This window comes from Lysobacter sp. HA18, assembly GCF_054057595.1.
Window position 1 is genome coordinate 1,187,832 of the sequence record NZ_JBSRZL010000001.1, and the last position, 22,386, is coordinate 1,210,217.

A 22,386-nucleotide genomic window follows, 5' to 3' on the forward strand; every position below is an offset into this window, starting at 1 on the left:
ACCGGCGCGTCCGCGCGCAGCAACGGAGATCCACGATGACGGAAGCACTGAAGGGCGAGATCGCGCTGGTCACCGGCGCAACGCGCGGTATCGGCGCGGCGATCGCCGACGAACTCGCGGCGCAGGGCGCGACGGTGATCGGCACGGCGACGTCCGAATCGGGCGCGGCGTCGATCGGTGAGCGCCTTGCATCGAAGGGCGGCAGCGGACGCGTGCTCAACGTCACCGCGCCCGGTGCGATCGAAGAGCTCGTCGACGCGATCGCGAAGGACATCGGCCCCATCTCGATCCTAGTCAACAATGCCGGCATCACGCGCGACAACCTGTTGATGCGCATGAAGGACGAAGACTGGCAGGCGATCATCGACACCAACCTGACCAGCGTGTATCGCTCGTCGAAGGCGGTGATGCGCGGGATGATGAAGGCACGCAAGGGCCGCATCGTCAACATCGCGTCGGTGATCGGCGTGACCGGTAACGCAGGCCAGTCGAACTACGCGGCGGCGAAGGCCGGCATCATCGCTTTCAGCAAGTCGCTGGCACGCGAGATCGGTTCGCGTGGCGTCACGGTCAACGTCGTCGCGCCGGGCTTCATCGATACCGACATGACGCGCGGACTGCCGGAGGATGCGAAGAAGGGCATGCTCGACCAGATCGCGCTGGGCCGCCTTGGCGAGCCAGCCGACATCGCGCGTGCGGTGGCGTTCCTCGCGGGTCCGTCCGCGTCGTACATCACCGGCGAAACCATCCACGTCAACGGCGGCATGTACATGCCGTAAGGCCGCGGAACCCGTAGTTCCAACGACTTTTTCACGCGGCACCGGCCGCTATACTCCGGCCCGCCGCGATTCATTTAGACTTGTCCATCTAGCATCCCGTCCCGGGAGGAGAGAGATCCAATGAGCACCATCGAAGAGCGCGTCAAGAAGATCGTCGTCGAACAGCTCGGCGTGAAGGAAGAAGACGTCACCACCAACGCCTCGTTCGTTGACGATCTGGGCGCCGACTCGCTGGATACCGTCGAGCTCGTCATGGCGCTCGAGGAAGAGTTCGAGTGCGAGATCCCGGACGAAGAAGCCGAGAAGATCACCACCGTGCAGCAGGCCATCGACTACGTGAAGTCGCACGTCAAGTCGTAAGCCGCTGACGGGAAGACGGAAGGCTGTGGCGCTTCCGTCTTCCGCGCAATACCGACGGGGCCGCATTGCGGCCCCGTGTTTTTGATGCCACGCCCTACGGCGACGTATCGCCGCCAGCCATCTACCGGGCAACCGGTGCAGTTCGAGGTCGAAGTCATGTCCAAACGCCGCGTCGTGATCACAGGTCTCGGTATCGTCTCTCCGCTGGGCAACGACCTGGCGACGACGTGGGACGGCATCGTCAACGGACGTTCGGGCATCGGCCCGATCACGCATTTCGACACCACCAACTTCACCACCAAGATTGCCGGTGAAGTGCGCGACTTCGACATCACCAAGTGGGTGAATCCGAAGGACGCGAAGAAGATGGATCCGTTCATCCACTACGGCGTCGGCGCATCGCTGATGGCGATCGAGGATTCGGGTCTCACGATCGATGACAGCAACGCCGAGCGCATCGGCGCGCTGATCGGGTCGGGCATTGGCGGCATCCTCGGCATCGAGGAAACCGCGATCAAGTACAACGAGGGCGGCCCGCGCAAAATCTCGCCGTTCTACGTGCCCAGCACGATCATCAACATGCTGCCGGGGCAGGTGTCGCTGCTTACCGGGATGAAGGGCCCCAATTTCTCCGCGGTGTCGGCCTGCGCCACGTCGAATCATTCGATCGGCATGGCGATGCGCATGATCCAGTACGGTGATGCGGACGTGATGATCGCGGGCGGCGGCGAGCGCGGTTCGTCGCCGACGTCGGTCGGCGGCTTCTGCTCGATGAAGGCGATGAGCACGCGCAACGACGATCCGACGCGCGCATCGCGCCCTTGGGACAGCGAGCGCGACGGCTTCGTGCTGGGCGACGGCGCCGGCATCCTCGTGCTCGAGGAGTACGAACATGCGAAGGCCCGCGGCGCGCGCATCTATTGCGAGCTTGCCGGCTTCGGCGCGACGTCCGACGCGTTCCACATGACCGCACCCAGCGAGGACGGCGAGGGCGCCGCACGCTGCATGACGATGACGCTGAAGGACGCCGGCATCGCGCCGCACGAGGTCGGCTATGTGAATGCGCACGGCACCTCGACGCCGCTGGGCGACCTCGCCGAAACGATGGCGATCAAGCGTGCGCTAGGCGATCACGCCTACCGCACGATGGTGAGCTCGACCAAGTCCATGACCGGCCACCTGCTGGGCGCTGCCGGCGGCGTCGAAGCGATCTTCTCGGTGATGGCGCTGCACACCGGGATCATCCCGCCGACCATCAATCTCGAAAATCCGTCGGAAGGTTGCGACCTCGACTACGTGCCGAACGCGGCGCGCGAGGCGAAGGTCGATGTGGCGCTGTCGAACGGCTTCGGCTTCGGCGGCACCAACGGCTCGCTGGTGTTCCGCCGGATCTGACTGCGCGTAAGCGTGGACGATCGAAGCCCGCGCCCGCCGCGGGCTTCGTCGTTTGTAGCGATCGGACGCCACGGGCATTACCCGGCGATAATCGCGTTCCCGACGTCTCCGCACCGACGCATGCCTTCGCCGCCTCCCGTCCGACGCGTCCTCGAGCGTGCCGGAGATCTGCTCGACTTGCACCGGCTCGCGCCTGCGCGCTACCCCGTGCTGCTCGAGTCCAGCGCGTCGGGCACGCGCATCGGGCGCCGCGACCTGCTGCTCGCGACGAGTGGCGAACAGATCGTGCTCGACCACGACGGTCGCGTTCGCGACGGTGGCGGGCGCGACCTCGGCAACGATTTCTTCGCCGCGCTGGATGACGCATTCGCCGCGACCTCGCGAACGCATCGGTCGCCCGTCGGCGGTTGGGCTTTGCTGATCGCGTATGAAGCCGCGGCGCAGGTCGAGCCGATTCTCCATCTGCCGTCTGCGCCCGGCTCGCTCCCCATCGCGATCGCATTGCGTATCGACGCCGCGATCGAGCGCGATCGCGTCGACGGCAGCTGCGTTCTGCACGCTGTCGACGACACAACAGCAGATTCCACCCACGCGGATCTGCAGCGCGCGAGCGATATGTCACCGCTGCCCGAATGGCGCAAGCCCGTTGCGATCGACGAAGAAGCGCCAGATCGCTTCACCGACGGCGTCCGCCGCATCCTCGACTACTTGGCCGCGGGGGACGTCTTCCAGGCCAATCTGTCGCGCGCGTGGAGTGCTCGCTTCGATGCCGACGTCGAACCCGCGGCCTTGTTCGCGCAGCTGCGTCGCAACAATCCCGCGCCGTTCGCAGGTCTGTTCGCCGGTGACGGATGGTCTGTGGTGAGCGCATCGCCGGAGCGGCTCGTGTCGGTGCAGGGCGATCTCGTCGAGACACGCCCGATCGCCGGCACGCGTCCGCGCATTGCCGGCGACGACGACGCATCGCGTGTGCAGGAACTCGTCGGCCACCCGAAGGAACGCGCCGAGCACGTGATGCTGATCGACCTCGAGCGCAACGACCTCGGGCGCGTGTGTCGCGCCGGTACGGTCGAGGTCGACGAGTTGATGACGGTCGAGAGTTACGCGCACGTGCACCACATCGTCAGCAACGTGCGCGGCCGTCTGCGCGATGGCGTAACGCCGGGCGAGGTCATCCGCGCGGTGTTCCCGGGCGGCACGATCACGGGCTGCCCGAAAGTGCGCTGCATGCAGATCATCGCGGAGCTGGAAGGCGTCGGTCGCAGCGCGTACACCGGCGCGATGGGCTGGCTCGCGCCGAACGGCGACATGGACCTCAACATCCTGATCCGCAGCGCGGAAGTCGAAGGTCGCGAAGTGCGTTTCCGCACGGGCGCGGGCATCGTCGCCGACTCCGACCCGCAGCGTGAGCTCGACGAAACCCGGGCGAAGGCGCGCGGCATGTTGCGTGCGCTCGGCGTCGAGGGCTGACGTGGACGTGCGCATGTTCTCCGGGTCGACGCGCGTCGATGCGATCGCGCCGAACGATCGCGGCTTCGCGTATGGCGACGGCCTGTTCGAGACGATGCGCGCATTCGACGGCGACGTGCCGTGGTGGGATCGCCACTGGGGACGCACGCGTCGCGGGGCGGAGGTGCTTGCGTTACGTCTGCCAGACGAATCGCAGGTGCGCGTGGAACTCGCCGAGTTGCTCGACGGCCGCGACGGCGTAGCCAAGCTGATCGTGACGCGAGGCGCTGGCGGCCGGGGCTATGCGCCGTCGCAAGTTGATCCCTTCTGGATGCTGTCGCGTCACGACATCCCCGCATCGCCACAACGCATCACCCTGCGCTGGTGCGAGACGCGCCTGACGATCCAAGAGCGACTCGCCGGCATCAAGCACTGCAATCGCCTCGAACAGGTGCTGGCGCGCAGCGAATGGGCGCCGGACGACACCGCCGACGAAGGCCTGATGCTCGACACCGACGGCCACGTCGTCAGTGCGGTCGCCGGCAATGTGTTCCTGCTGAACAGGGACGGCTGGTCGACGCCGATGATCGATCGCTGCGGCGTGCGTGGCGTCTGCCGCGACTGGGCGATCGCCGCACTCGAGGCGCGCGAGACCCGCGTCACGCCGCGCGACATCGAATCCGCCGACGCTCTGTTCGTCTGCAATGCCGTGCGCGGTATCCTCGAAGTCGCGCGACTAGGCGATCGCGTGTGGTCGCCGCATCCGCAGGTCGCCCGGCTTCGGGGCCGTCTGGCGACCGAACATCCCGCCTTCGCACACACACCGGAGTCGCCGTGAGCCGTTCGCGCAAGCGCCGAAGTGGTTGTTTCAGCCTGCTGTTGCTCGTCGCGCTGGTCGCTGCGCTTGCCGGCGCCTGGTACCTGTACGCGGACTTCGCCGACGCGCCGATGCGCGGCGTCAAGCCCGGCAGCAGCCTCGTCGTGCGGCAGGGCGATTCGCTGCCGAAGGTGTTGCGCAAGCTGCACGAAGCCGGTGTCGAAGGTTCGACGCTGGAATGGACCGCGCTTGCGAAACAGCTCGGCGCTGCGGGTCGCATCCAGGTCGGCGAATACCGCCTCGAACCGAACATGACGGCGCGGCAGTTGCTGATGGACATGCGCGACGGCCACGTCATCCAGCACAAGGTGACGATCGTCGAAGGCTGGAACATCCGCGACGTGCGCAATGCGCTCGCGAAGGCTGATGCGCTGGTGCACGACAGTGCGCAGCTCGACAACACGGCGCTGATGGCGAAGCTCGGCCATCCGGGACAGCATCCGGAAGGGCGCTTCCTGCCCGAGACGTACATCTACACGCGCGGCGATACCGACCTCGACGTGCTCGGTCGCGCCTACAAGTCGATGCAGAAGGCGCTGGATGCCGCGTGGCGTTCGCGCAGCGCCGACAGTGTGGTGAAGACGCCGGACGAGATGCTGACGCTGGCATCGATCGTCGAAAAGGAGACGGGCATCGCCGAGGAGCGCCCGGAGATCGCGGGCCTGTTCTCGCGTCGCCTGAAGCTCGGGATGATGCTGCAGACCGATCCCACCGTGATCTACGGCATGGGCAGCACGTACGCCGGCAACATCCGCAAGGTCGACCTGCTGACCGACGGCCCGTACAACACGTACACGCGCGTCGGCCTACCGCCGACGCCGATCGCGATGCCGGGCGTGGCCGCGTTGCAGGCGGTCGCGAATCCCGCGCCCGGTGATGCGCTGTACTTCGTCGCGCGCGGCGACGGCAGTGGGCACCACTTCTTCGCGAAGTCGCTCGCCGAGCACCAGCAGAACGTGCAGAAGTACCTCGTCAATTACCGCGCCGCGCAGGCCGCACCGCAATGACGGAAGCGGTCGTGCTGCGTCGCGAACCGAAGCTGGTGACGCTGGAGGGCGGAGAGGGCGCGGGCAAGTCGACCGTGCTGGCCGCATTGCGCGGCGAACTCGAACGCGACGGCGCGGTGACGTGCACGCGCGAACCCGGCGGCACGCCGCTTGCGGAGCGCATCCGCGAGTTGCTGCTCGACCCGACGCGTGAAGCACCGTGCGACCGCACTGAATTGCTGCTGATGTTTGCGTCGCGCGCGCAGCTGGTCGCGCAGGTCGTCGCGCCCGCACTCGAACGCGGCGACTGGGTCCTGAGCGATCGATTCACCGACGCGAGCCACGCCTACCAGGGCGGCGGCCGCGGATGCGATCCGCATCTGATCGACGTGCTGGAGCGTGAGTTCGTCGGCATCGAGCCGGGGCTGACGTTGCTGCTGGACGTGCCGGTCGACGTCGGCCTTGCACGCATGCGCGGCCGCGGCGACGCGGATCGCATCGAGTCCGAGCAGGTCGGGTTCTTCGAGCGCGTGCGTGCCGCGTATCTCGCGCGTGCGAAGGCGCATCCGCATCGCTTCGTGGTGATCGATGCATCGCAGTCGCCGGACGCCGTCAGCGCGGCCGCGGTCGACGCATTGCGTCGTCATCGCGCGTCGCTGGCATGAGCGCGATGGCGCCCTGGCAGTCGCGCATGTACGCGCAGGTGGCGGCGACGTTGGAGTCGGGCCGCCTCGGTCATGCGCAGCTGTTCTGCGGCCCGGCGCAGCTGGGCAAACGCGACGTCGCGATCCGTCTCGCGCGGCGCGTGCTGTGCGAGACGCCCAACGGTATTGACGCCTGCGGAGTGTGTCGCAGCTGTCGCCTGCTCGATGCCGGCACGCATCCGGACTACCGCTTCATCAGCTTCATCCCGAATCGCGAAGGCACCAAGCTGCGCAGCGAGATCGTCATCGACCAGATGCGCGAACTGTCCGCCGCGCTGGCGTTGACGCCGCAGTACGGGCGCGCGCAGGTCGCGATCGTCGACCCCGCGGATGCGATCAACACCTCGGCCGCGAACGCGCTATTGAAGACGCTCGAAGAGCCGATGACGGGCCGCTACCTGTGGCTGGTGTCCGCGCATCCCGCGCGCTTGTCGGCGACGATCCGCAGCCGCTGTCAGCGCGTGGAATTTCGCCTGCCGCCCGCGGACGAAGCGCGCGCGTGGCTGCTCGCGCAGGGCCATTCGGCGAAGGATGTCGACGAGGCGCTTCAGGCCGCGAACGGGCATCCGGGCCTCGCCAACGACTGGCTGCGCAATGGCGGTCTCGAGATCCGCCGCCGCGTCGCCGCCGACCTGCAGAAGCTCTCGCGCGGCGACGCCACGTCGCAGGAAATCGCCCAGCAATGGGGAGCCGACGACCAGGCCGCCCTGCGCCTGCGCCACGCGGCCGACCTGGCGGTCGAACGGGCGCGCGGCTTGACCGACCCGCACGCCGCGCGCAGTCTGGCGACCTGGTTCGACCAAGCGAACCGCAGTCGCGACCTGTTGCGGACCACCGTCCGCGCGGACCTCGTGCTGATCGAACTGTTGACGGCCTGGCGCGCGGCATCGCGTGCGGGCCAGGAGATCCGCGACCGATGAGTGCTACTCCCGGCGGCGCGCGACAGGGCATCCTGTCGCTGGTCCTCAAGGACAAGTCCCAGCTCTACCAGGCGTACATGCCGTTCCTGAAAGGCGGCGGCATTTTCGTGCCGACGCCCAAGCGCTACACGCTGGGCGACGAGGTCTTCCTGCTGGTCACGCTGCCGGAATCGGGCGAACGCCTGCCGGTCGCGGGCAAGGTCGTCTGGCTGACGCCGGTCGGCGCGCAGGGCGGGCACCCGGCCGGCATCGGCGTGCAATTCCCGGAAACGCCGGAAGGCGATTCGGTGAAGGGCAAGATCGAGACGCTGCTGGCGGGCCTGCTTACCGGCGACCGCTCGACGCACACGATGTGACCGGCGCGACGCGTCGCTTGCGTCCGTCCGTTATGCATCGTCCCCTTGCGATTGCGTTAGTCGTTGCGGTCGCAGCGTGTGCGCCTGCGCCGGAGCCATCGACGCCGGCCGCACCGTCGACGACCGCGGCGGTGTCGCCATCCGCACGCGAACCGCGTGCGCCGCGCTCCACGATCGCCGCACAGCGCGCACCGTCGTCCGCATCGACGCTGCCCGCGCGACTCGACGACGTCGCGACCGCGACCGATACCTACGACTCGTTGCGCGAACGCTACGGCGATACATCGATCGCACACGAAACACTTCACGGCGCCGAAGGTGCGGAAGCGCCGGGCTGGGTGTTGTTCCCGAAGGACGCAACGCGCCGCATCGAAGTGCATCTCGACGAGAAGGGCGAGCATCCGTCAGCCCTGTACGTGCGCAAGCCGTCCGTGTGGACGCGCGCCGACGGCGTGCGTACCGGCATCACCACGGTCGAACTCGAGCGACTCAACGGTCGGCCGTTCGAGTTCGCCGGTTTCGGCTGGGATTACGGCGGCGTGGTCACCGACTGGAAGGGCGGAAAGCTGTCGAATGACGGGCGCTTCGTCGGCCCGGTGACGCTCTGCGAACCGTCGGATTCGCCGGACGATTATCCGGTCGGCGATGCCGACTTCATGTCGGACCTGCCGATCGTTCGCAAGCTGCCGCCGACCGTGTGCGAAGTCGGCATCGATCTGTCGCAACCGACGACGAACTAGCTTCGCTGCGACGGTGCAGCACACCGTCGCGTTCGATCAGTCGATTACGAACTAAGCGGAGTCCGCCGCGGGCAGTACAGCGCGCGTCGGACTCTCGATCACGCACGCAGCGCCGGATTGTCCCAACCCGGACGCGGCGCAAACCGCGCGCCGTGCCTAGCTTCCAGCTGCCGCAGACGCTGCAGCAGAACGTCGACACCGGTCTCGCGGACGTACTGGATCGGGCCGCCGCGGAATGGCGCGAAGCCGGTGCCGAAGATCACGCCGGCATCCAGCAGGTCGGCATCCGACACCACGCCGTCGTGCAGGCACGCGACCGCCTCGTTGAGCAGCGGCAGGATCAGTCGATCCTCGAGATCGTCCGGCGCCGTGTAGCCCTGCGGAATCTCGGGTTTCACCGCCTTGCCGTTCTCCCACTTGTACAGGCCCAGGCCGTCCTTTTTGCCGCGACGTCCCGCTTCCGGCGGCGTCGCCAGTGCGGCAGGAATCGGCAGCCCGAGGAAGGGCGCGAGTTCGCGACCGACGCCCGCGGCAACATCGAGACCGACCGTGTCGACGAGTTCGATCGGCCCCATCGGCATGCCGAAGTTCACCGCAGCCTTGTCGATGATCGGACCCGGAATGCCTTCCGCGTAGGCCGTCGCGGCTTCGAGCATGTACGGGAACAGCACGCGGTTGACGAGGAAGCCCGGCGTGCCCGCGACCGGCACCGGGAACTTGTCGATCGCGCGACAGAAACCCGCGAGGCGCTGCTCGGTGCGCGGGTTCATGCCGTCGTGGCGGATGATTTCCACCAGCGGCATCAGCGCGACCGGATTGAAGTAGTGCAGGCCGGCGAACTGCGCCGGTCGCTGCAGGCCTTCGCGCAATTCGTCGAGCGGAATCGACGAGGTGTTGGTCGTCAGCAATGCGTCGGGCTTCATGCGCGGCTCGACGTCGCCGTACAGCGCGCGCTTCGCGTCGGGTCGCTCGATGATCGCTTCGATCAGCAGGTCGGTATCGGCGACACCTTCGCCCGCGACATCGCCGCGCAAACGCGCCGCGACTTCCGGGCGCTTGCTGTCGTCCTTGACGCGCTTGGCGAAGAGTTCCGACGCACGCTGCATCGCCGCGTCGACGAAGCGCTGCTCGCGATCGGCCAGCGTCACTTCGAAGCCCTTGTAGGCCGACCACGCCGCGATGTCGCCGCCCATCACGCCGGCGCCGACGACATGCACGCGCTTGATGCCGTGGTTCTTATCGCCCTGCGACTTCAGGCGTTCCTGCAGGAAGAACACGCGGATGAGGTTGCGCGCGGTCGGCGTGGACGACATTTTCACGACGGCGCGGCGCTCGTTGTCGAGCAACTGCTTCGTCGAACCGCTGCCGCGACGCCAGCTTTCGATCAGTGCATACGGCGCGGGGTAGTGCGCCTTCCTCGCCTTGCGCGACACCTGCTTCACCAGCTGCGGCGCGATCGCCTGTCGCGCGGGCCACGTGTTCGTTGCCCACGCGAGTGCGCGCTGCTGGAACGTGCGTTCCGTGCCGCGCGTCGCGAGCTTGATCGCCGCCTCCATCAGTTGATCGACCGGCACGACGCGGTCGACCAGGCCCATCGCCTTCGCCGCCTTGCCGCTCACGGTGCGGCCTGTGAGCATCAGGTCGAACGCGGCGGGTGCGCCGATCAGGCGCGGGAGGCGAACGCTGCCGCCCCAGCCCGGAAAGATGCCGAGTTTCACTTCGGGCAGGCCGATGCGCGTGGACGCATCGTCGCTGGCGACGCGGTAGTCGCAGGCCAGCGAGATCTCGGTGCCGCCGCCCATGCAGAAGCCGTGGATCGCCGCGACCGTGCGGAAGGGCAGGTCGGCGATGCGCTGGAACACACGCTGGCCGCGTGCGATCGCGTCGTTCACCGTGCCTCGCTGGTCGAAGACCTGGAACTCCTTGATGTCGGCGCCGGCGATGAATCCGCTGGTTTTGGCCGAGCGGATCACCAGGCCTTTCGGCGGTTCGAGCAGCAGGCGCTCGAGCAGGCCGTCGAGCTCGATGAGCACGTCCTGCGAGAACGTGTTGACGGAACTTTCCGCCTTGTCGAACGACAGCACGACGACGCCGTCGTCACGGGACTCGGCGCGCCAGTGGTGCATCGGCAGGCCGTCAAAGCGGGAGGGGGCAGGCATTACGACCATCCGTTCACGTATGGAGCATCCGGCTATCATGCGAGTTGTTTCGCGTGCGTCAATCCGCGCCCTGTTCCGCGCCCCGCGCCTGCCGCGGCCGATGAACTTTTCCGCGATGGCGTTGTCCCAGTGCTCGGCGATGCCGGGCCGATACAGGAGTGCCGGCCCGACATGGCCGAAGAGGAAGGGTCTGCAATGGATTCCGGCCCGGGACGCGAGTCCCTGGACCGGGAGCTGGTCGAGCGCGTGCAGCGCGGCGACAGCTCCGCGTTCGATGTCCTGGTGCGCAAGTACCAGCATCGGATCATCGGGCTGATCGGGCGCTACGTGCATGACTGGAGCGAATGCCAGGACGTCGCACAGGAAGTCTTCATGCGTGCTTACCGCGCGCTGGGCAACTTCCGGGGTGACGCCCAGTTCTCCACGTGGCTGCACCGGATCGCCGTGAACACCGCCAAGAATCATCTCGTCGCGCAACACAGAAGGCCGCCGACCGACGACATCGACGTCATGGACGCCGAACAGTTCGACGCGTCGCTGCGCCTGCGCGATACCGACACGCCCGAGCACGAGTTGCTTCGGCAGGAGATCGAAACCACGGTGATGGACGCGGTGAACCGGTTGCCGGTGGAGCTGCGCGAAGCGATCACGTTGCGCGAGGTCGAAGGCCTCAGCTACGACGAGATCGCCGAGCGCATGGGTTGCCCGATCGGAACGGTTCGCTCGCGCATTTTCCGCGCCCGCGAAGCGATCGACGTGCAGCTCAAGCCCCTTCTCGACCCCGAACGCGAAACCCGAACCCGGGAGCGGCAGCGATGAAGCCGAACGACAACCAAGACCGTCAATCCCTGAGCGCGCTGTTCGACGGCGAGCTGCAAGGCGAAGCGCGCCTGTTCGCGATGCGTCGCCTCTCGCACGACAACGGCTGGCAGGACGATTGCGGCCGATGGCAGCTGATCGGCGACGCGATGCGCAAGCAGGCACCGATCGCCGCGCCGGCGGATCTCGCGTGGCGTGTTCGCGCTGCGGTGGCGAGCGAGGCGCCGGTGCTCGCGCCGGCGCCGGCGGTTGCGACCATCGCCGCGCCGACGCGTCGTCCGGCCCGCTTGTGGGTGGGCGGTGCGCTGGCCGCATCGTTGGCACTGGTCGCTGTGGTGGCGACGCGTGGTCCTGAGCGTGCTGCCGCGCCGTCCGTGCCTGGGGTTGCTACGACGACTGCAGCGCCTGCGCTGACGCCGAGCGTGCCGGTCGCGACGAGTCCCTCGATCGAAACCCCGGCAGTCGCGGCGTCGACGACCGCAGACGATCTCGCACCGACCGCGCCGCGCCAGCAGCTTGCGTCCGTCGAACGTCCGCAGGCCCGTGCGCCGGTGTCGCGTCCCGCACGTCGCGTCGACGCCGTGACGCGTGGCGAAGCCGAAGCGCCGACGCGGGTCGCTGTCGCCGCGTTCACCCCGCCGGATGCGGGCAACCCGTTCCACGTGCCCGCGACCGACCCGCTGACCTCGCGTCCGTGGCCGCGTGCCGCGCTCGGCACGGGTGCGCTCACTGCCAGCTATGGCACGGTGGGCGAGACTCGCGGCGAGTCACCGTCGTTCTATCCGTTCGAGCCGCGCCTGCACGGCGAAGCGAACGGGCAGACGGTCACGCCCTGATCCCTTCCAAGATTCGAGGCCGGCATCGCCGGCCCTCCCGACTGTTCCTGAGGCCGATTCGATGAACCGACCGCTCCACACGCTCGCCCTCGTCGGCGCGATCGCGCTCGCGCTGCCCGCCGCCTGCACCGCCCAGCAGCCGCAAGCCGCCGCGTCGCTGCCCGTTCCGTCGACCGCGCCGCCGGCCGTGTCGATGGTGTCCGGCCTGCCGGACTTCACCAACCTCGTCCAGCAGGTCGGCCCGGCCGTGGTCAACGTTTCCGCCGAGATTCGCGGCGGCAACAACCGTCGCCTGGCCGACGAAGATGACCAGATTCCCGAGTTCTTCAAGCGCTTCTTCGGCGAGGACCCGCCCGGTGCCGGCGGCGGCCCGAAGCAGCCGCAGGGCCCGGACGACAGCCTGCAGGGCATCTCGCTCGGCACCGGCTTCCTGATCTCCGACGACGGCTACATCCTCACCAACCACCACGTGGTCGACGGCGCCAGCACGATCACTGTGCGCCTGTCGGACCGCCGCGAGTTCAAGGCCAAGCTGGTGGGCAGCGACGAGCAGTCGGACGTCGCCCTGCTGAAGATCGAAGGCAAGGGCCTGCCAGCGCTGCGCACTGCGACGGACCCGCCCAAGCCCGGCCAGTGGGTGGTCGCGATCGGTTCGCCGTTCGGCCTCGATCATTCGGTGACGGCCGGCATCGTCAGCGCCGTCGGTCGCTCGAACCCATACGCCAACCAGCAGTACGTGCCCTTCATCCAGACCGACGTTGCGATCAATCGCGGCAATTCGGGCGGCCCGCTGCTCAATACGCGCGGTGAGGTGGTCGGCATCAACTCGCAGATCTTCTCGAGTTCCGGCGGCTACCAGGGCGTGAGCTTCGCGATTCCGATGGATCTCGCGGCGTCGGTCGTCCAGCAACTGCGCACGACCGGGCGCGTATCGCGTGGCCAGCTCGGCGTGCAGGTGCAGCAGATGACCGCGAGCCTCGCGAATTCGATGGGCCTGCCGAGCGCATCGGGTGCGCTCGTCGCCGACGTGCTGCCCAACAGCGCCGCGGCGCGTGCCGGCCTGCTGCGCGGCGATGTGATCCGCGCGGTCAACGGTCGCGCAGTCAATGATTCGGGCGACCTGCCTCCGTTGATCGGCGCGCTTCCGCCCAAGAGCAAGGCGCAGCTCACCGTCATCCGCGAAGGCAAGACCGTGCAGGTTCCGGTGGTGCTCGATGCGCTCAGCGTCGCAGCCGCGGATGCGAGCGACGAGGCGCCAGCGCGCGCGCCCGTCGCCGAGCCATCGTCGAATGCCAGCCTCGGTATCGCCGTGCAGGACCTGACGCCTGCGGAGCGCAAGCGTCTCGGCCTCGGCAACGGCGAAGGCGTCAAGATCGGTCGCGTCGATGGCACGCCGGCTCGCGATGCGGGCCTGCAGCCGGGCGACGTGATCCTGCAGGTCGGCCGAAGCGCCGTGGGCAGCGCGGCGGACCTGTCGCGCGCCGTGTCGGCGCTGCCGCGCGGCCAGGCGATCATGCTTCTCGTTCGACGCGGGACTTCCACGCAGTTCGTGGCGGTCGATCCGACCGGCAGCTGACGTTTCATGACGGCGACCGCGGAAATCCCGCGGTCGCCGGGGCGGGACCAGGCGCTATGCGATAATTCCGCGTTATTTCGCCTTGGCGCAGCCCGCTTCATGCAGCAGATCCGCAACTTTTCCATCATCGCGCACGTCGACCACGGCAAGTCGACGCTCGCCGATCGCATCATCCAGATCTGCGGCGGCCTCGAAGCGCGCGAAATGGAAGCGCAGGTGCTCGACTCGAATCCGATCGAGCGCGAGCGCGGCATCACCATCAAGGCACAGTCCGTCTCGCTGCCGTACAAGGCAAAAGACGGGCAGACGTACTTCCTCAATTTCATCGACACGCCGGGCCACGTCGACTTCAGCTACGAAGTCAGCCGTTCGCTCGCCGCGTGCGAAGGCGCGCTGTTAGTCGTTGACGCGGCGCAGGGCGTGGAAGCGCAGTCGGTCGCCAACTGCTACACAGCGGTCGAGCAGGGTCTCGAAGTGGTGCCCGTGCTCAACAAGATCGACCTGCCGACCGCCGACATCGAGCGTGCGAAGGCGGAGATCGAAGCGGTGATCGGCATCGATGCCGAGGACGCCGTCGCGATCAGCGCGAAGACCGGCCTCAACGTCATCGACGTGCTGGAGGCGATCGTCCTGCGCATTCCGCCGCCGAAGCCACGCGATACCGACAAGCTGCAGGCGCTGATCATCGACTCGTGGTTCGACAACTACCTCGGCGTGGTGTCGCTGGTGCGCGTCATGCAGGGCGTGATCAAACCGGGCGACAAGCTGCTCGTGATGTCGACGGGCCGCTCGCACCAGGTCGAGGGCGTCGGCGTGTTCACGCCCAAGCGCAAGCCGCTCGACGCGCTGCGCGCAGGCGAGGTGGGCTGGGTGACTGCATCGATCAAGGACGTGCACGGCGCGCCGGTCGGCGACACGCTGACGCATACCGCACAGCCCGCGCTGTCGCCGTTGCCGGGCTTCCAGGAAATGCAGCCGCGCGTGTTCGCGGGCCTGTTCCCGGTCGACGCCGAGGACTATCCGGATCTCCGCGAAGCGCTTGAAAAGCTGCGCCTCAACGACGCCGCGCTGCGCTTCGAGCCGGAAAGTTCGGAAGCGATGGGCTTCGGCTTCCGCTGCGGCTTCCTCGGCATGCTGCACATGGAAATCGTGCAGGAGCGCCTCGAGCGCGAGTACAACCTCAACCTGATCACCACCGCACCCACGGTGATCTACGAAGTGCTCAAGACCGACGGCTCGATCATCCCCATGGACAACCCGGCCAAGCTGCCGGCGGTCAACATGGTCGACGAGATCCGCGAGCCGATCATTCGCGCGAACATCCTCACGCCGCCGGATTACGTCGGCAACGTGATCACGCTGTGCGAGGAAAAGCGCGGCGTGCAGATCGGAATCACCTACATGGGCCAGCAGGTGCAGATCAGCTATGAGCTGCCCATGGCCGAAGTGGTGCTCGATTTCTTCGACAAGCTGAAGTCGGTGTCGCGCGGATATGCGTCGCTGGACTACCACTTCCTGCGTTTCCAGGCCGGCCCGTTCGTGCGCGTCGATACGCTGATCAACGGCGACAAGGTGGACGCGCTCTCGATCATCACGCATCGCAGCCATGCCGACCGCCGCGGTCGCGACCTGACCGAGAAGATGAAGGAACTGATCCCGCGCCAGCAGTTCGACGTCGCGATCCAGGCAGCCATCGGGGCGCAGGTGATCGCGCGCACGACGGTCAAGGCATTGCGCAAGAACGTGCTCGCCAAGTGCTACGGCGGCGACATCTCGCGAAAGAAGAAGCTTCTCGAGAAGCAGAAGGAAGGCAAGAAGCGCATGAAGCAGGTCGGGCGCGTCGAGATTCCGCAGGAAGCCTTCCTCGCGGTCTTGAAGGTCGACCAGTAACGCAAGTGCCGTCGGGCAGGCCGGGACTTCGGGAACCCCGGCGGCCGTCCACGATCCAAGCTCCCGTCACGAATTCCGTTTGCAGGGACTGCCATGCGCTGGTTCGAAATCATCCTCGTCGTGCTGACGCTCGCCAGTGGCGTCATCTGGCTTCTGGACAAGCTGTTCTTCGCCAAGCGCCGCGCGGCGCGCGGTGGCCTGCTCGACAGCGACGACGAGCCGATGCTCGTCGACTACGCGAAATCGTTCTTCCCGGTGCTCGCCGCGGTGCTCCTGCTGCGCAGCTTCGTCGCCGAGCCGTTCCGCATCCCGTCGAACTCGATGATGCCGACGCTGCTGACGGGCGACTTCATCCTCGTCAACAAGTTCAGCTACGGCCTGCGCCTGCCGATCACGAACACCAAGGTGGTGCCGGTTGGCGAGCCGCAGCGTGGCGACGTCGTCGTGTTCAAGCCGCCGCACCATCCGGAGCAGGACTGGATCAAGCGCATCATCGGCCTGCCCGGCGACCAGATCGCGTATCACGACCATCAGCTTTTCCTCAACGGAAAGCCCGTGCAGGCGCAGCCGATCGGCGTGTACCAGGGTGTTGCCAACGGCGCGGAGATGACCGGCGCCGAGGAAATGCAGGAAGCACTTCCGGGCCGTCCGCACCACATCCTTGCGCGCAGCGACCTGATCCGCACCGACGGCGACGGCGAGTGGACCGTTCCGGCGGGGCACTATTTCGTGATGGGCGACAATCGCGACAACAGTGAAGACAGCCGATACTGGGGTTTCCTGCCGGAAGCGAACCTGCGCGGCAAGGCCTTCCTGATCTGGTTGAACTGCGAAGGCTGGGTTTGCTCGGGTGCGTTCGATGCCTCGCGCATCGGCACCCCGATCCGGTGATATCGTCCGCGTGAAGACCCTTGGGGAGAGAGTCATGAGACGCCAACAGCAGGGCATGACCCTGGCCAGCTTTATCATCGTTCTCGCCGTAGTCGGCGTGTTCATCTTTATGGCGATGAAACTGATTCCAATGTATTCGGAATTTTTCTCGGTGAAGAAGGCGCTCGAAGGTATGGCGCGAGAACCCGGCATGGCCGAGAACGAGCCCGAAAAGATCAAGGATCTCTTTTTCCGTCGAATGGACGTGGACTATGGCGACGACATCAAGCCGGAAAACATCAAAATCGCGCGGAAAGAAGCTGGCTGGGTCATGACCGTGGACTACGAGGTCCGGCGTCCGCTCATTTCGAACCTCGACGTCGTTGGGCACTTCAACGCCGAAAAGGAATTCAAGCGCATCGCGGATTGATGGTGGGCGTTATTGGTCATTCGTTCCAGCAGCCTGCGCTGCTGGAACAGGCGCTGCGGCATCGCAGCGCCGGCACGCCGCATAACGAGCGGCTGGAATTCCTCGGCGACGCGCTGGTCAACCTGTTCGTCGCCGAGGCGCTGTACCTGCGATGGCCAAAGGTCGACGAAGGCGCGCTGACGCGCGCACGCGCCGAGCTGGTCCGCGAGTCGTCGCTGGCGCAGATCGCGCGCGATCTCGACCTCGGCACGAAGCTGACGCTCGGGCCCGGCGAGATGAAGTCCGGCGGGCATCGGCGCGATTCGATCCTGGCCGATGCCGTCGAGGCGCTCGTCGCAGCCATCTACCTCGATTCGGATTTTGAAACCTGCCGCGCCGCCGTGCTGCCGTGGTTCGAGCCCGCGATGGCCGCGCTGCCGCCGCCGAACAAGGTCGGCAAGGACGCCAAGACGCGGCTGCAGGAATGGCTGCAGGCGCGCCAGCGGCCGCTGCCGGTCTACGCGCTGCTGTCGGAGGACGGCGAGGAACACGCGCGCATCTTCCACGTCAGCTGCACGCTCGTGCAGCCGGAGCTGGTGACGGAGGGCGAGGGCACCTCGCGCCGCATCGCGGAGCAGGCGGCCGCCGAGGCCGCGATGGCGCGGATCGACGCGATGCAGGCCGATCGCAAGGCCTGAGGCCGCCGCGTTTCCACGGGCTGCGACGCACGGCCCGTACAATCGCGGCATGAATGCCAAATCCCACCGTGCCGGCCACGTCGCCGTCATCGGCCGCCCGAATGTCGGCAAGTCGACGCTGGTCAATGCGCTCGTCGGCGCGAAGATCTCGATCACCTCGAACCGCCCGCAGACCACGCGCCATCGACTTCTGGGCATCGCGACCTTCCCCGAAGGCCAGCTGGTGCTGCTCGATACGCCGGGCCTGCACCGCGAGCAGAAGCGTGCGATGAATCGCATGATGAATCGCGCCGCGCGTGGTGCGCTGGAAGGCGTCGATGCGGTGATGCTGGTCGTGCAGGCCGGTCGCTGGGATGACGAGGACGGCCTCGCTTACGACGCGATCAAGGCCGCGGGCGTGCCCGTCGTGCTGGTCGTGAACCAGGTCGACCGCATGAAGGACAAGACGGCGCTGCTGCCGTATCTCGCCAAGGTCAGCAATGGGCGCGACTTCGCGTCGGTGCATCCGGTGTCCGCGCTGAAGGCGCAGGGCCTTGAGGGCCTGGTGCGTGCCGCGCTCGCGCTGGTGCCCGAGCAGGACGCGCTGTACGGCGAGGACGAGATCACCGACAAGAGCCAGCGATTCCTTGCCGGCGAAATGGTGCGCGAACAGTTGATGCGCCAGCTCGGCGATGAACTGCCGTATGCGACAACCGTCGAGATCGAAAGCTTCGAAGTCGACGGCGCACTGCTGCGTATCGGCGCAGTGATCTGGGTCGAACGCGCGGGGCAGAAGGGCATCGTGATCGGTAAGGGCGGCGAACGCCTGCGCGAGATCGGCGCACGCTCCCGTCAGCAGATGGAAAAGCTGTTCGACTCGAAGGTGTTCCTCGAGACCTGGGTGCGCGTGCGCGAGGGCTGGTCGGACGACGAGGCGGCGCTGAAGTCGCTGGGTTATCACGACTGATCGCGGCGCGATGACTTTCGCGTCGACTACGGCACGCTAGGCCGACGCCCGGACGCCGCCATGCGCTACGCCCAGGAAAACGCCTTCGTCCTGCACGCGCGGCCGTATCGCGAGACCAGCCTGCTGCTCGAGTTGCTGACCGCGCAGTACGGCCGCATCGGCATGCTCGCGCGCGGTGTCACCGGCCCGCGTCGACAACTGCTTCGTGCGGCGCTGCAACCGTTGCAGTGGATCCGCTTCGACGCCGTGCAGCGCGGCGAACTCGCGCAGATGGCGAATGCCGAGGCTGTCGACGCGGCGCCTCGCTTGATCGGCGATGCCGCGCTCGCGGCGTTCTACCTCAACGAGCTGACGCTGCGCCTCGCGCCACGCCACGACCCGCAACCGGATCTGTTCACTGCCTACGCGCGTGCCCGCGAACGACTGCGCGCCGGCGAGCCATTGGCGTGGACGCTGCGTCGCTACGAACGCGACCTGCTCGAAGCGCTGGGTCTCGGCTTCGACTGGTCATTCGACGGCGATGGTCAGCCGATCGATCCCATGGCGCGGTATCGGCTCGATGCCGAGAACGGTCCGCGACGTTTGCTCAGTGATCGCGGCGCCGCCGATCGCAGCGATGCGCCGAGCGGGCAGGCATTGCTCGCGCTTGCACAGGATGAAATGCCGGCACCCGGCGACCTCGCCGCGTTGCGACGCGGCATGCGTCGCGTGCTCGAACACCATGTCGGGCCACGCGGGCTGACCTCGTGGCAGATGCTCGGCGAGTTGTCGCGCGTCGGCGCGGGTGATCAGCCTTCGGGGAACTGATCGCGCGTTGCCCGTAGGACGGCGTCGAACGCTGCCCAACCTTCGGATGGCTCCTGCGTGGCGAGTCGCGCAGCGGCATCGCCTAGACGCGCGGCACCGACAAACCCGCAGCTCGCGCGCAGGCGGTGCAGCAGCGAGCGGATCTCTCCGCGGTCATCGGTATCCACGGCATCCGCGAGCGAGCGATGCACGACGTCGAGCTCCGGCCGGAATAGCCCACGCAATGCAGTGAGATGCCCGCGATCGCCGAGCAGCGCGGACAGCGCCGACGCGTCGTCCCAGAGCGGTAATGCCGGGTCGGCCGGGGTGGGCGACGGCAACGCGGCATCGAGCCCCAACGCCATGCGGGCGGCAGCCGCGGTTTCAGCGGTCGACAACGGTTTGACGAGAACTTCGAGAAACCCGGCTGCGAGCAGGCGTTCGTGTTCTTCGGCTTCACGTGCAGCCGTGTGAGCGATCGCAGGCGTCATCAGCCCCTGCTCGCGCAAGGCGATGAGAAGCGCGTCACCCCGACCATCGGGAAGATTCGCGTCGAAAACCCAAAGATCGTGTCGGGTCGACGCTGCCAGCTCGCGCGCCGCGGCGCAGTTGCGCGCGACGTCGACGTGAAGCGGTACGCGGGCCAGCGCGGCTTCGAGGAAGGCGGCGCTGACCGCATCGTCCTCGACGAGCAGCGCGCGGTGGTGTCGATGGTCCGTCATCGTGAGTCGGCGTCCTGTCGGTATGCTCGCGGCGATGCCCATCGTACGCGCGATCGTCGCGGTGCTGCTGGCCGCCACGTTGCTGGCGGCCGCGCCTGCGCACGCGCGGTCGGCGCACGCCCGCATCGCACGCATGACGCTGCCGGGTGGCGAGATGCACGGCGTGCGCATCGATCTCGATTGGCCGCCGACTGCGAAGCAGGGCTTGCTGCGCCTTCGTGCCGAAAAAGTCGATGCGCCCGACCTCGGCTATCACTTCACGGCTGTCGACTGGCATTGCGCACTGCGTCGCGACGGTTGGAGCGGTTGGCATTGCGACGGCCCGGCGGTGACGCGACAGGGCGCGATGCAGCTGCGCATCGATCTCGCCGACTCCGGCGTGCAGGCGCAGCTCACGCGCGGCGGAACCGCGATCCGCGTTCGACACGACGACACGACCGGCGACGCCACGCGCGTCGAGCTGACCGCGATTCCGCTCGCCTGGATGCGCAGCCTGCTCGCAAAGGCCTGGCCCGCCGCGCAGCTCAAGACAGGCGCGGGCGACGCGACCTTCGCCGTCACCACGCCGAACCACGACCTGCGCATTGTCGGCCCGATGACGTTGCGCGACGTTTCGTTCGACACGCCGGATGGCACCATCGCGGCGGAAGGTCTCGACGCGCGTCTCGACCTCGATATGACATTGGGCGCGACCGATCGCGTCGCATTGCGAGGCCGCCTCGGCGGCGGCGAAGCACTGTTCGGCACTGCGTATGTCGCACTCGCCGGTCGCATGGGTGACCTGTCGATTGACGCCGTGCAGCACGGTGATTGCTGCTGGCAGGTGCCGCATTTCGAGTGGCGCGACGACGGCGTGCTGCAGGCGTCGGGCAGCGCTGCGTTCGGTCCGGATGCAAGCGTGCGCGCGTTGCAGGCGGACGTGCGCAGTGCAGATCTTGCGGGATTGAAAGCGCCGTACCTGACCGGTTGGCTCGGTGCCGCGGGCCTCGGCGACCTCGCACTGCGTGGCGGCGTCGATGCGCACGTCGACATGGGCGACGGCGCGCTGCATGCGGTCGATGCGCGCTTCAACGCCGTCGAACTCGACGATCCGAAGGGACGCTTCGCCTTCCACGACCTCGCCGGCGACGTGCGCTATTCGGCGACAACGCGGGTCGACAGCGAGCTGCATTGGACATCCGGCCATCTGTACGGGCTCGCGTTCGGCGCATCGACGCTGCCCATGCGGAGCGAACAGGGGCGCCTCGCGTTCGCGCAACCGGTCGACGTGCCGATGCTCGGCGGACGCCTGCACTTCGATCACCTCGCGATCCAGCCGTCGAGTGGTGCGACCGGCGCGAGCGCGGACTTCGGCCTCGACGTGCAGAACCTCGACATCGGTGAGCTCGCGAAGGCACTCGGCCTTCCCGCGTTCACCGGTCAGCTCTCCGGCCGCATTCCCAGCGCGCATTACGCGGCGCAGCAACTCGTGTTCGACGGCGGCCTGTCGATGGCGCTGTTCGGTGGACGGCTCGACGTATCGGCGCTATCGATGGAGCGCCCGTTCGGCGTCGCGCCGACGCTGAGCGCGGACATCGCGTTCGATGACCTCGACCTCGAATCGCTCACCGGCGTGCTCGGTTTCGGCAGCATCACCGGCAAGCTCGATGGCCGCATCGCCGGCCTTCGCCTGGTCGACTGGCAGCCCGTCGCCTTCGACGCGCACCTGCGCACCGATCGCCACATCGGCACCCACCAGCGCATCTCGCAGCGCGCGGTGCAGGACCTGTCGAGCGTCGGCGATGCCTCGTTCGGCGCCGGCTTGCAGGCGCGCCTGATCGGCCTGTTCGACGACTTCGCGTACTCCGCGATCGGCATCGACTGTCGCCTCGCGGATGAGGTCTGCGAAATGGGCGGCCTCGGCGCGCGCGGCCCGAACAGCTTCACCATCGTGCAGGGCGGTGGCATCCCGTGGCTGACGGTGGTCGGCATCAATCGTCGCGTGGACTGGCCGACGCTGGTCGAACGCCTCGTGGCGGTGGGGAAGGGTGAGGCCAAACCGGTTGTGCAGTGACGCCCCTGTTCACGTTTCGCCTCGCTTCACGCATGCTTCGGCACGATCGCCTCAAC

22 protein-coding genes are annotated in these 22,386 nt (G+C 67.4%); 20 read left to right on the forward strand and 2 right to left on the reverse strand.

The window, feature by feature from the left end; translation table 11 throughout:
- Nucleotides 1-35 precede the first annotated feature (35 nt).
- The 10 genes from fabG to ACVWWW_RS06085 all read left to right on the forward strand — a co-directional run bounded on the left by fabG (nucleotide 36) and on the right by ACVWWW_RS06085 (nucleotide 8,566).
- Nucleotides 36-779 (forward strand): 3-oxoacyl-ACP reductase FabG, encoded by a 744-nt coding sequence (gene fabG, locus ACVWWW_RS06040; protein ID WP_027082617.1) that lies wholly within the window; start codon nucleotides 36-38, stop codon nucleotides 777-779.
- 120 nt (nucleotides 780-899) lie between these two features.
- On the forward strand, nucleotides 900-1,139 hold the full coding sequence (acpP, locus tag ACVWWW_RS06045; RefSeq protein ID WP_027082618.1) for an acyl carrier protein: 240 nt from the start codon (nucleotides 900-902) through the stop codon (nucleotides 1,137-1,139).
- 156 nt (nucleotides 1,140-1,295) lie between these two features.
- Nucleotides 1,296-2,534 (forward strand): beta-ketoacyl-ACP synthase II, encoded by a 1,239-nt coding sequence (fabF, locus tag ACVWWW_RS06050; RefSeq protein WP_027082619.1) that lies wholly within the window; start codon nucleotides 1,296-1,298, stop codon nucleotides 2,532-2,534.
- A 120-nt stretch (nucleotides 2,535-2,654) separates the two neighbouring features.
- A complete protein-coding gene (locus ACVWWW_RS06055) occupies nucleotides 2,655-4,004 on the forward strand; it encodes an aminodeoxychorismate synthase component I (RefSeq protein ID WP_051234981.1) in 1,350 nt (449 codons plus the stop codon).
- Nucleotides 4,005-4,017: 13 nt separating this feature from the next.
- A complete protein-coding gene (pabC, locus tag ACVWWW_RS06060) occupies nucleotides 4,018-4,821 on the forward strand; it encodes an aminodeoxychorismate lyase (RefSeq protein ID WP_155914224.1) in 804 nt (267 codons plus the stop codon).
- A complete protein-coding gene (gene mltG, locus ACVWWW_RS06065; protein WP_036141806.1) occupies nucleotides 4,818-5,867 on the forward strand; it encodes an endolytic transglycosylase MltG in 1,050 nt (349 codons plus the stop codon). The genes pabC and mltG overlap by 4 nt, the downstream gene beginning before the upstream one ends.
- A complete protein-coding gene (gene tmk / locus ACVWWW_RS06070) occupies nucleotides 5,864-6,511 on the forward strand; it encodes a dTMP kinase (protein ID WP_027082621.1) in 648 nt (215 codons plus the stop codon). Before mltG ends, tmk begins: the two co-directional genes overlap by 4 nt.
- Nucleotides 6,508-7,470, forward strand: a complete 963-nt coding sequence (locus ACVWWW_RS06075) for a DNA polymerase III subunit delta' (protein ID WP_027082622.1) — start codon at nucleotides 6,508-6,510, stop codon at nucleotides 7,468-7,470. The genes tmk and ACVWWW_RS06075 overlap by 4 nt, the downstream gene beginning before the upstream one ends.
- Nucleotides 7,467-7,826 (forward strand): PilZ domain-containing protein, encoded by a 360-nt coding sequence (locus ACVWWW_RS06080; protein WP_027082623.1) that lies wholly within the window; start codon nucleotides 7,467-7,469, stop codon nucleotides 7,824-7,826. The genes ACVWWW_RS06075 and ACVWWW_RS06080 overlap by 4 nt, the downstream gene beginning before the upstream one ends.
- A gap of 131 nt (nucleotides 7,827-7,957) precedes the next feature.
- Nucleotides 7,958-8,566 (forward strand): hypothetical protein, encoded by a 609-nt coding sequence (locus ACVWWW_RS06085; RefSeq protein ID WP_155914226.1) that lies wholly within the window; start codon nucleotides 7,958-7,960, stop codon nucleotides 8,564-8,566.
- A gap of 98 nt (nucleotides 8,567-8,664) precedes the next feature.
- Here ACVWWW_RS06085 and ACVWWW_RS06090 read toward each other — a convergent pair whose 3' ends face one another.
- Nucleotides 8,665-10,725, reverse strand: a complete 2,061-nt coding sequence (locus tag ACVWWW_RS06090) for a 3-hydroxyacyl-CoA dehydrogenase NAD-binding domain-containing protein (protein WP_155914228.1) — start codon at nucleotides 10,723-10,725, stop codon at nucleotides 8,665-8,667.
- Between the two features lie 195 nt (nucleotides 10,726-10,920).
- Between ACVWWW_RS06090 and rpoE the strand changes: the two genes are divergently transcribed.
- From rpoE to recO, 9 genes are all read left to right on the forward strand, one after another.
- Complete coding sequence (gene rpoE, locus ACVWWW_RS06095) at nucleotides 10,921-11,544, forward strand: RNA polymerase sigma factor RpoE (RefSeq protein WP_027082625.1); 624 nt, start codon at nucleotides 10,921-10,923, stop codon at nucleotides 11,542-11,544.
- Nucleotides 11,541-12,380: an RseA family anti-sigma factor gene (locus ACVWWW_RS06100; protein ID WP_051234987.1), complete on the forward strand. Its 840-nt coding sequence runs from the start codon at nucleotides 11,541-11,543 to the stop codon at nucleotides 12,378-12,380. Before rpoE ends, ACVWWW_RS06100 begins: the two co-directional genes overlap by 4 nt.
- A gap of 61 nt (nucleotides 12,381-12,441) precedes the next feature.
- Nucleotides 12,442-13,956: a DegQ family serine endoprotease gene (locus ACVWWW_RS06105; protein WP_027082626.1), complete on the forward strand. Its 1,515-nt coding sequence runs from the start codon at nucleotides 12,442-12,444 to the stop codon at nucleotides 13,954-13,956.
- A gap of 99 nt (nucleotides 13,957-14,055) precedes the next feature.
- Entirely contained in the window at nucleotides 14,056-15,846 is a 1,791-nt protein-coding gene (gene lepA, locus ACVWWW_RS06110; RefSeq protein WP_027082627.1) for a translation elongation factor 4, read from the forward strand.
- Nucleotides 15,847-15,939: 93 nt separating this feature from the next.
- The gene (gene lepB / locus ACVWWW_RS06115; protein WP_027082628.1) at nucleotides 15,940-16,737 is read left to right on the forward strand and encodes a signal peptidase I; all 798 of its coding nucleotides are present in this window, start codon (nucleotides 15,940-15,942) and stop codon (nucleotides 16,735-16,737) included.
- A gap of 34 nt (nucleotides 16,738-16,771) precedes the next feature.
- Nucleotides 16,772-17,146, forward strand: coding sequence for a DUF4845 domain-containing protein (locus ACVWWW_RS06120; RefSeq protein WP_027082629.1), 375 nt, complete (start codon nucleotides 16,772-16,774; stop codon nucleotides 17,144-17,146).
- Nucleotides 17,147-17,148: 2 nt separating this feature from the next.
- Complete coding sequence (rnc, locus tag ACVWWW_RS06125) at nucleotides 17,149-17,823, forward strand: ribonuclease III (RefSeq protein WP_456998655.1); 675 nt, start codon at nucleotides 17,149-17,151, stop codon at nucleotides 17,821-17,823.
- Between the two features lie 49 nt (nucleotides 17,824-17,872).
- Nucleotides 17,873-18,769: a GTPase Era gene (era, locus tag ACVWWW_RS06130; RefSeq protein WP_027082631.1), complete on the forward strand. Its 897-nt coding sequence runs from the start codon at nucleotides 17,873-17,875 to the stop codon at nucleotides 18,767-18,769.
- Nucleotides 18,770-18,829: 60 nt separating this feature from the next.
- Nucleotides 18,830-19,576: a DNA repair protein RecO gene (recO, locus tag ACVWWW_RS06135; RefSeq protein ID WP_027082632.1), complete on the forward strand. Its 747-nt coding sequence runs from the start codon at nucleotides 18,830-18,832 to the stop codon at nucleotides 19,574-19,576.
- On the opposite strand, the gene ACVWWW_RS06140 is transcribed toward recO, so the two are convergent.
- On the reverse strand, nucleotides 19,558-20,277 hold the full coding sequence (locus ACVWWW_RS06140; protein ID WP_027082633.1) for a hybrid sensor histidine kinase/response regulator: 720 nt from the start codon (nucleotides 20,275-20,277) through the stop codon (nucleotides 19,558-19,560). The two genes, recO and ACVWWW_RS06140, sit on opposite strands and share 19 nt — an antisense overlap.
- Nucleotides 20,278-20,311: 34 nt before the next feature.
- Here ACVWWW_RS06140 and ACVWWW_RS06145 point away from each other — a divergent pair, with 34 nt between their 5' ends.
- Nucleotides 20,312-22,330, forward strand: coding sequence for a hypothetical protein (locus ACVWWW_RS06145; RefSeq protein WP_196804345.1), 2,019 nt, complete (start codon nucleotides 20,312-20,314; stop codon nucleotides 22,328-22,330).
- The last annotated feature ends 56 nt before the right edge of the window (nucleotides 22,331-22,386 follow it).

What these genes read in the sequence shown, in the direction of transcription:
- fabG (WP_027082617.1), top strand. Translation starts at nt 36, where the DNA reads ATGACGGAAGCACTGAAGGGCGAGATCGCGCTGGTCACCGGCGCAACG.
- acpP (WP_027082618.1), top strand. Translation starts at nt 900, where the DNA reads ATGAGCACCATCGAAGAGCGCGTCAAGAAGATCGTCGTCGAACAGCTC.
- fabF (WP_027082619.1), top strand. Translation starts at nt 1,296, where the DNA reads ATGTCCAAACGCCGCGTCGTGATCACAGGTCTCGGTATCGTCTCTCCG.
- ACVWWW_RS06055 (WP_051234981.1), top strand. Translation starts at nt 2,655, where the DNA reads ATGCCTTCGCCGCCTCCCGTCCGACGCGTCCTCGAGCGTGCCGGAGAT.
- pabC (WP_155914224.1), top strand. Translation starts at nt 4,018, where the DNA reads ATGTTCTCCGGGTCGACGCGCGTCGATGCGATCGCGCCGAACGATCGC.
- tmk (WP_027082621.1), top strand. Translation starts at nt 5,864, where the DNA reads ATGACGGAAGCGGTCGTGCTGCGTCGCGAACCGAAGCTGGTGACGCTG.
- ACVWWW_RS06075 (WP_027082622.1), top strand. Translation starts at nt 6,508, where the DNA reads ATGAGCGCGATGGCGCCCTGGCAGTCGCGCATGTACGCGCAGGTGGCG.
- ACVWWW_RS06080 (WP_027082623.1), top strand. Translation starts at nt 7,467, where the DNA reads ATGAGTGCTACTCCCGGCGGCGCGCGACAGGGCATCCTGTCGCTGGTC.
- ACVWWW_RS06090 (WP_155914228.1), bottom strand. Translation starts at nt 10,725, where the DNA reads ATGCCTGCCCCCTCCCGCTTTGACGGCCTGCCGATGCACCACTGGCGC.
- rpoE (WP_027082625.1), top strand. Translation starts at nt 10,921, where the DNA reads ATGGATTCCGGCCCGGGACGCGAGTCCCTGGACCGGGAGCTGGTCGAG.
- ACVWWW_RS06100 (WP_051234987.1), top strand. Translation starts at nt 11,541, where the DNA reads ATGAAGCCGAACGACAACCAAGACCGTCAATCCCTGAGCGCGCTGTTC.
- ACVWWW_RS06105 (WP_027082626.1), top strand. Translation starts at nt 12,442, where the DNA reads ATGAACCGACCGCTCCACACGCTCGCCCTCGTCGGCGCGATCGCGCTC.
- lepA (WP_027082627.1), top strand. Translation starts at nt 14,056, where the DNA reads ATGCAGCAGATCCGCAACTTTTCCATCATCGCGCACGTCGACCACGGC.
- lepB (WP_027082628.1), top strand. Translation starts at nt 15,940, where the DNA reads ATGCGCTGGTTCGAAATCATCCTCGTCGTGCTGACGCTCGCCAGTGGC.
- ACVWWW_RS06120 (WP_027082629.1), top strand. Translation starts at nt 16,772, where the DNA reads ATGAGACGCCAACAGCAGGGCATGACCCTGGCCAGCTTTATCATCGTT.
- era (WP_027082631.1), top strand. Translation starts at nt 17,873, where the DNA reads ATGAATGCCAAATCCCACCGTGCCGGCCACGTCGCCGTCATCGGCCGC.
- recO (WP_027082632.1), top strand. Translation starts at nt 18,830, where the DNA reads ATGCGCTACGCCCAGGAAAACGCCTTCGTCCTGCACGCGCGGCCGTAT.
- ACVWWW_RS06140 (WP_027082633.1), bottom strand. Translation starts at nt 20,277, where the DNA reads ATGACGGACCATCGACACCACCGCGCGCTGCTCGTCGAGGACGATGCG.
- ACVWWW_RS06145 (WP_196804345.1), top strand. Translation starts at nt 20,312, where the DNA reads ATGCCCATCGTACGCGCGATCGTCGCGGTGCTGCTGGCCGCCACGTTG.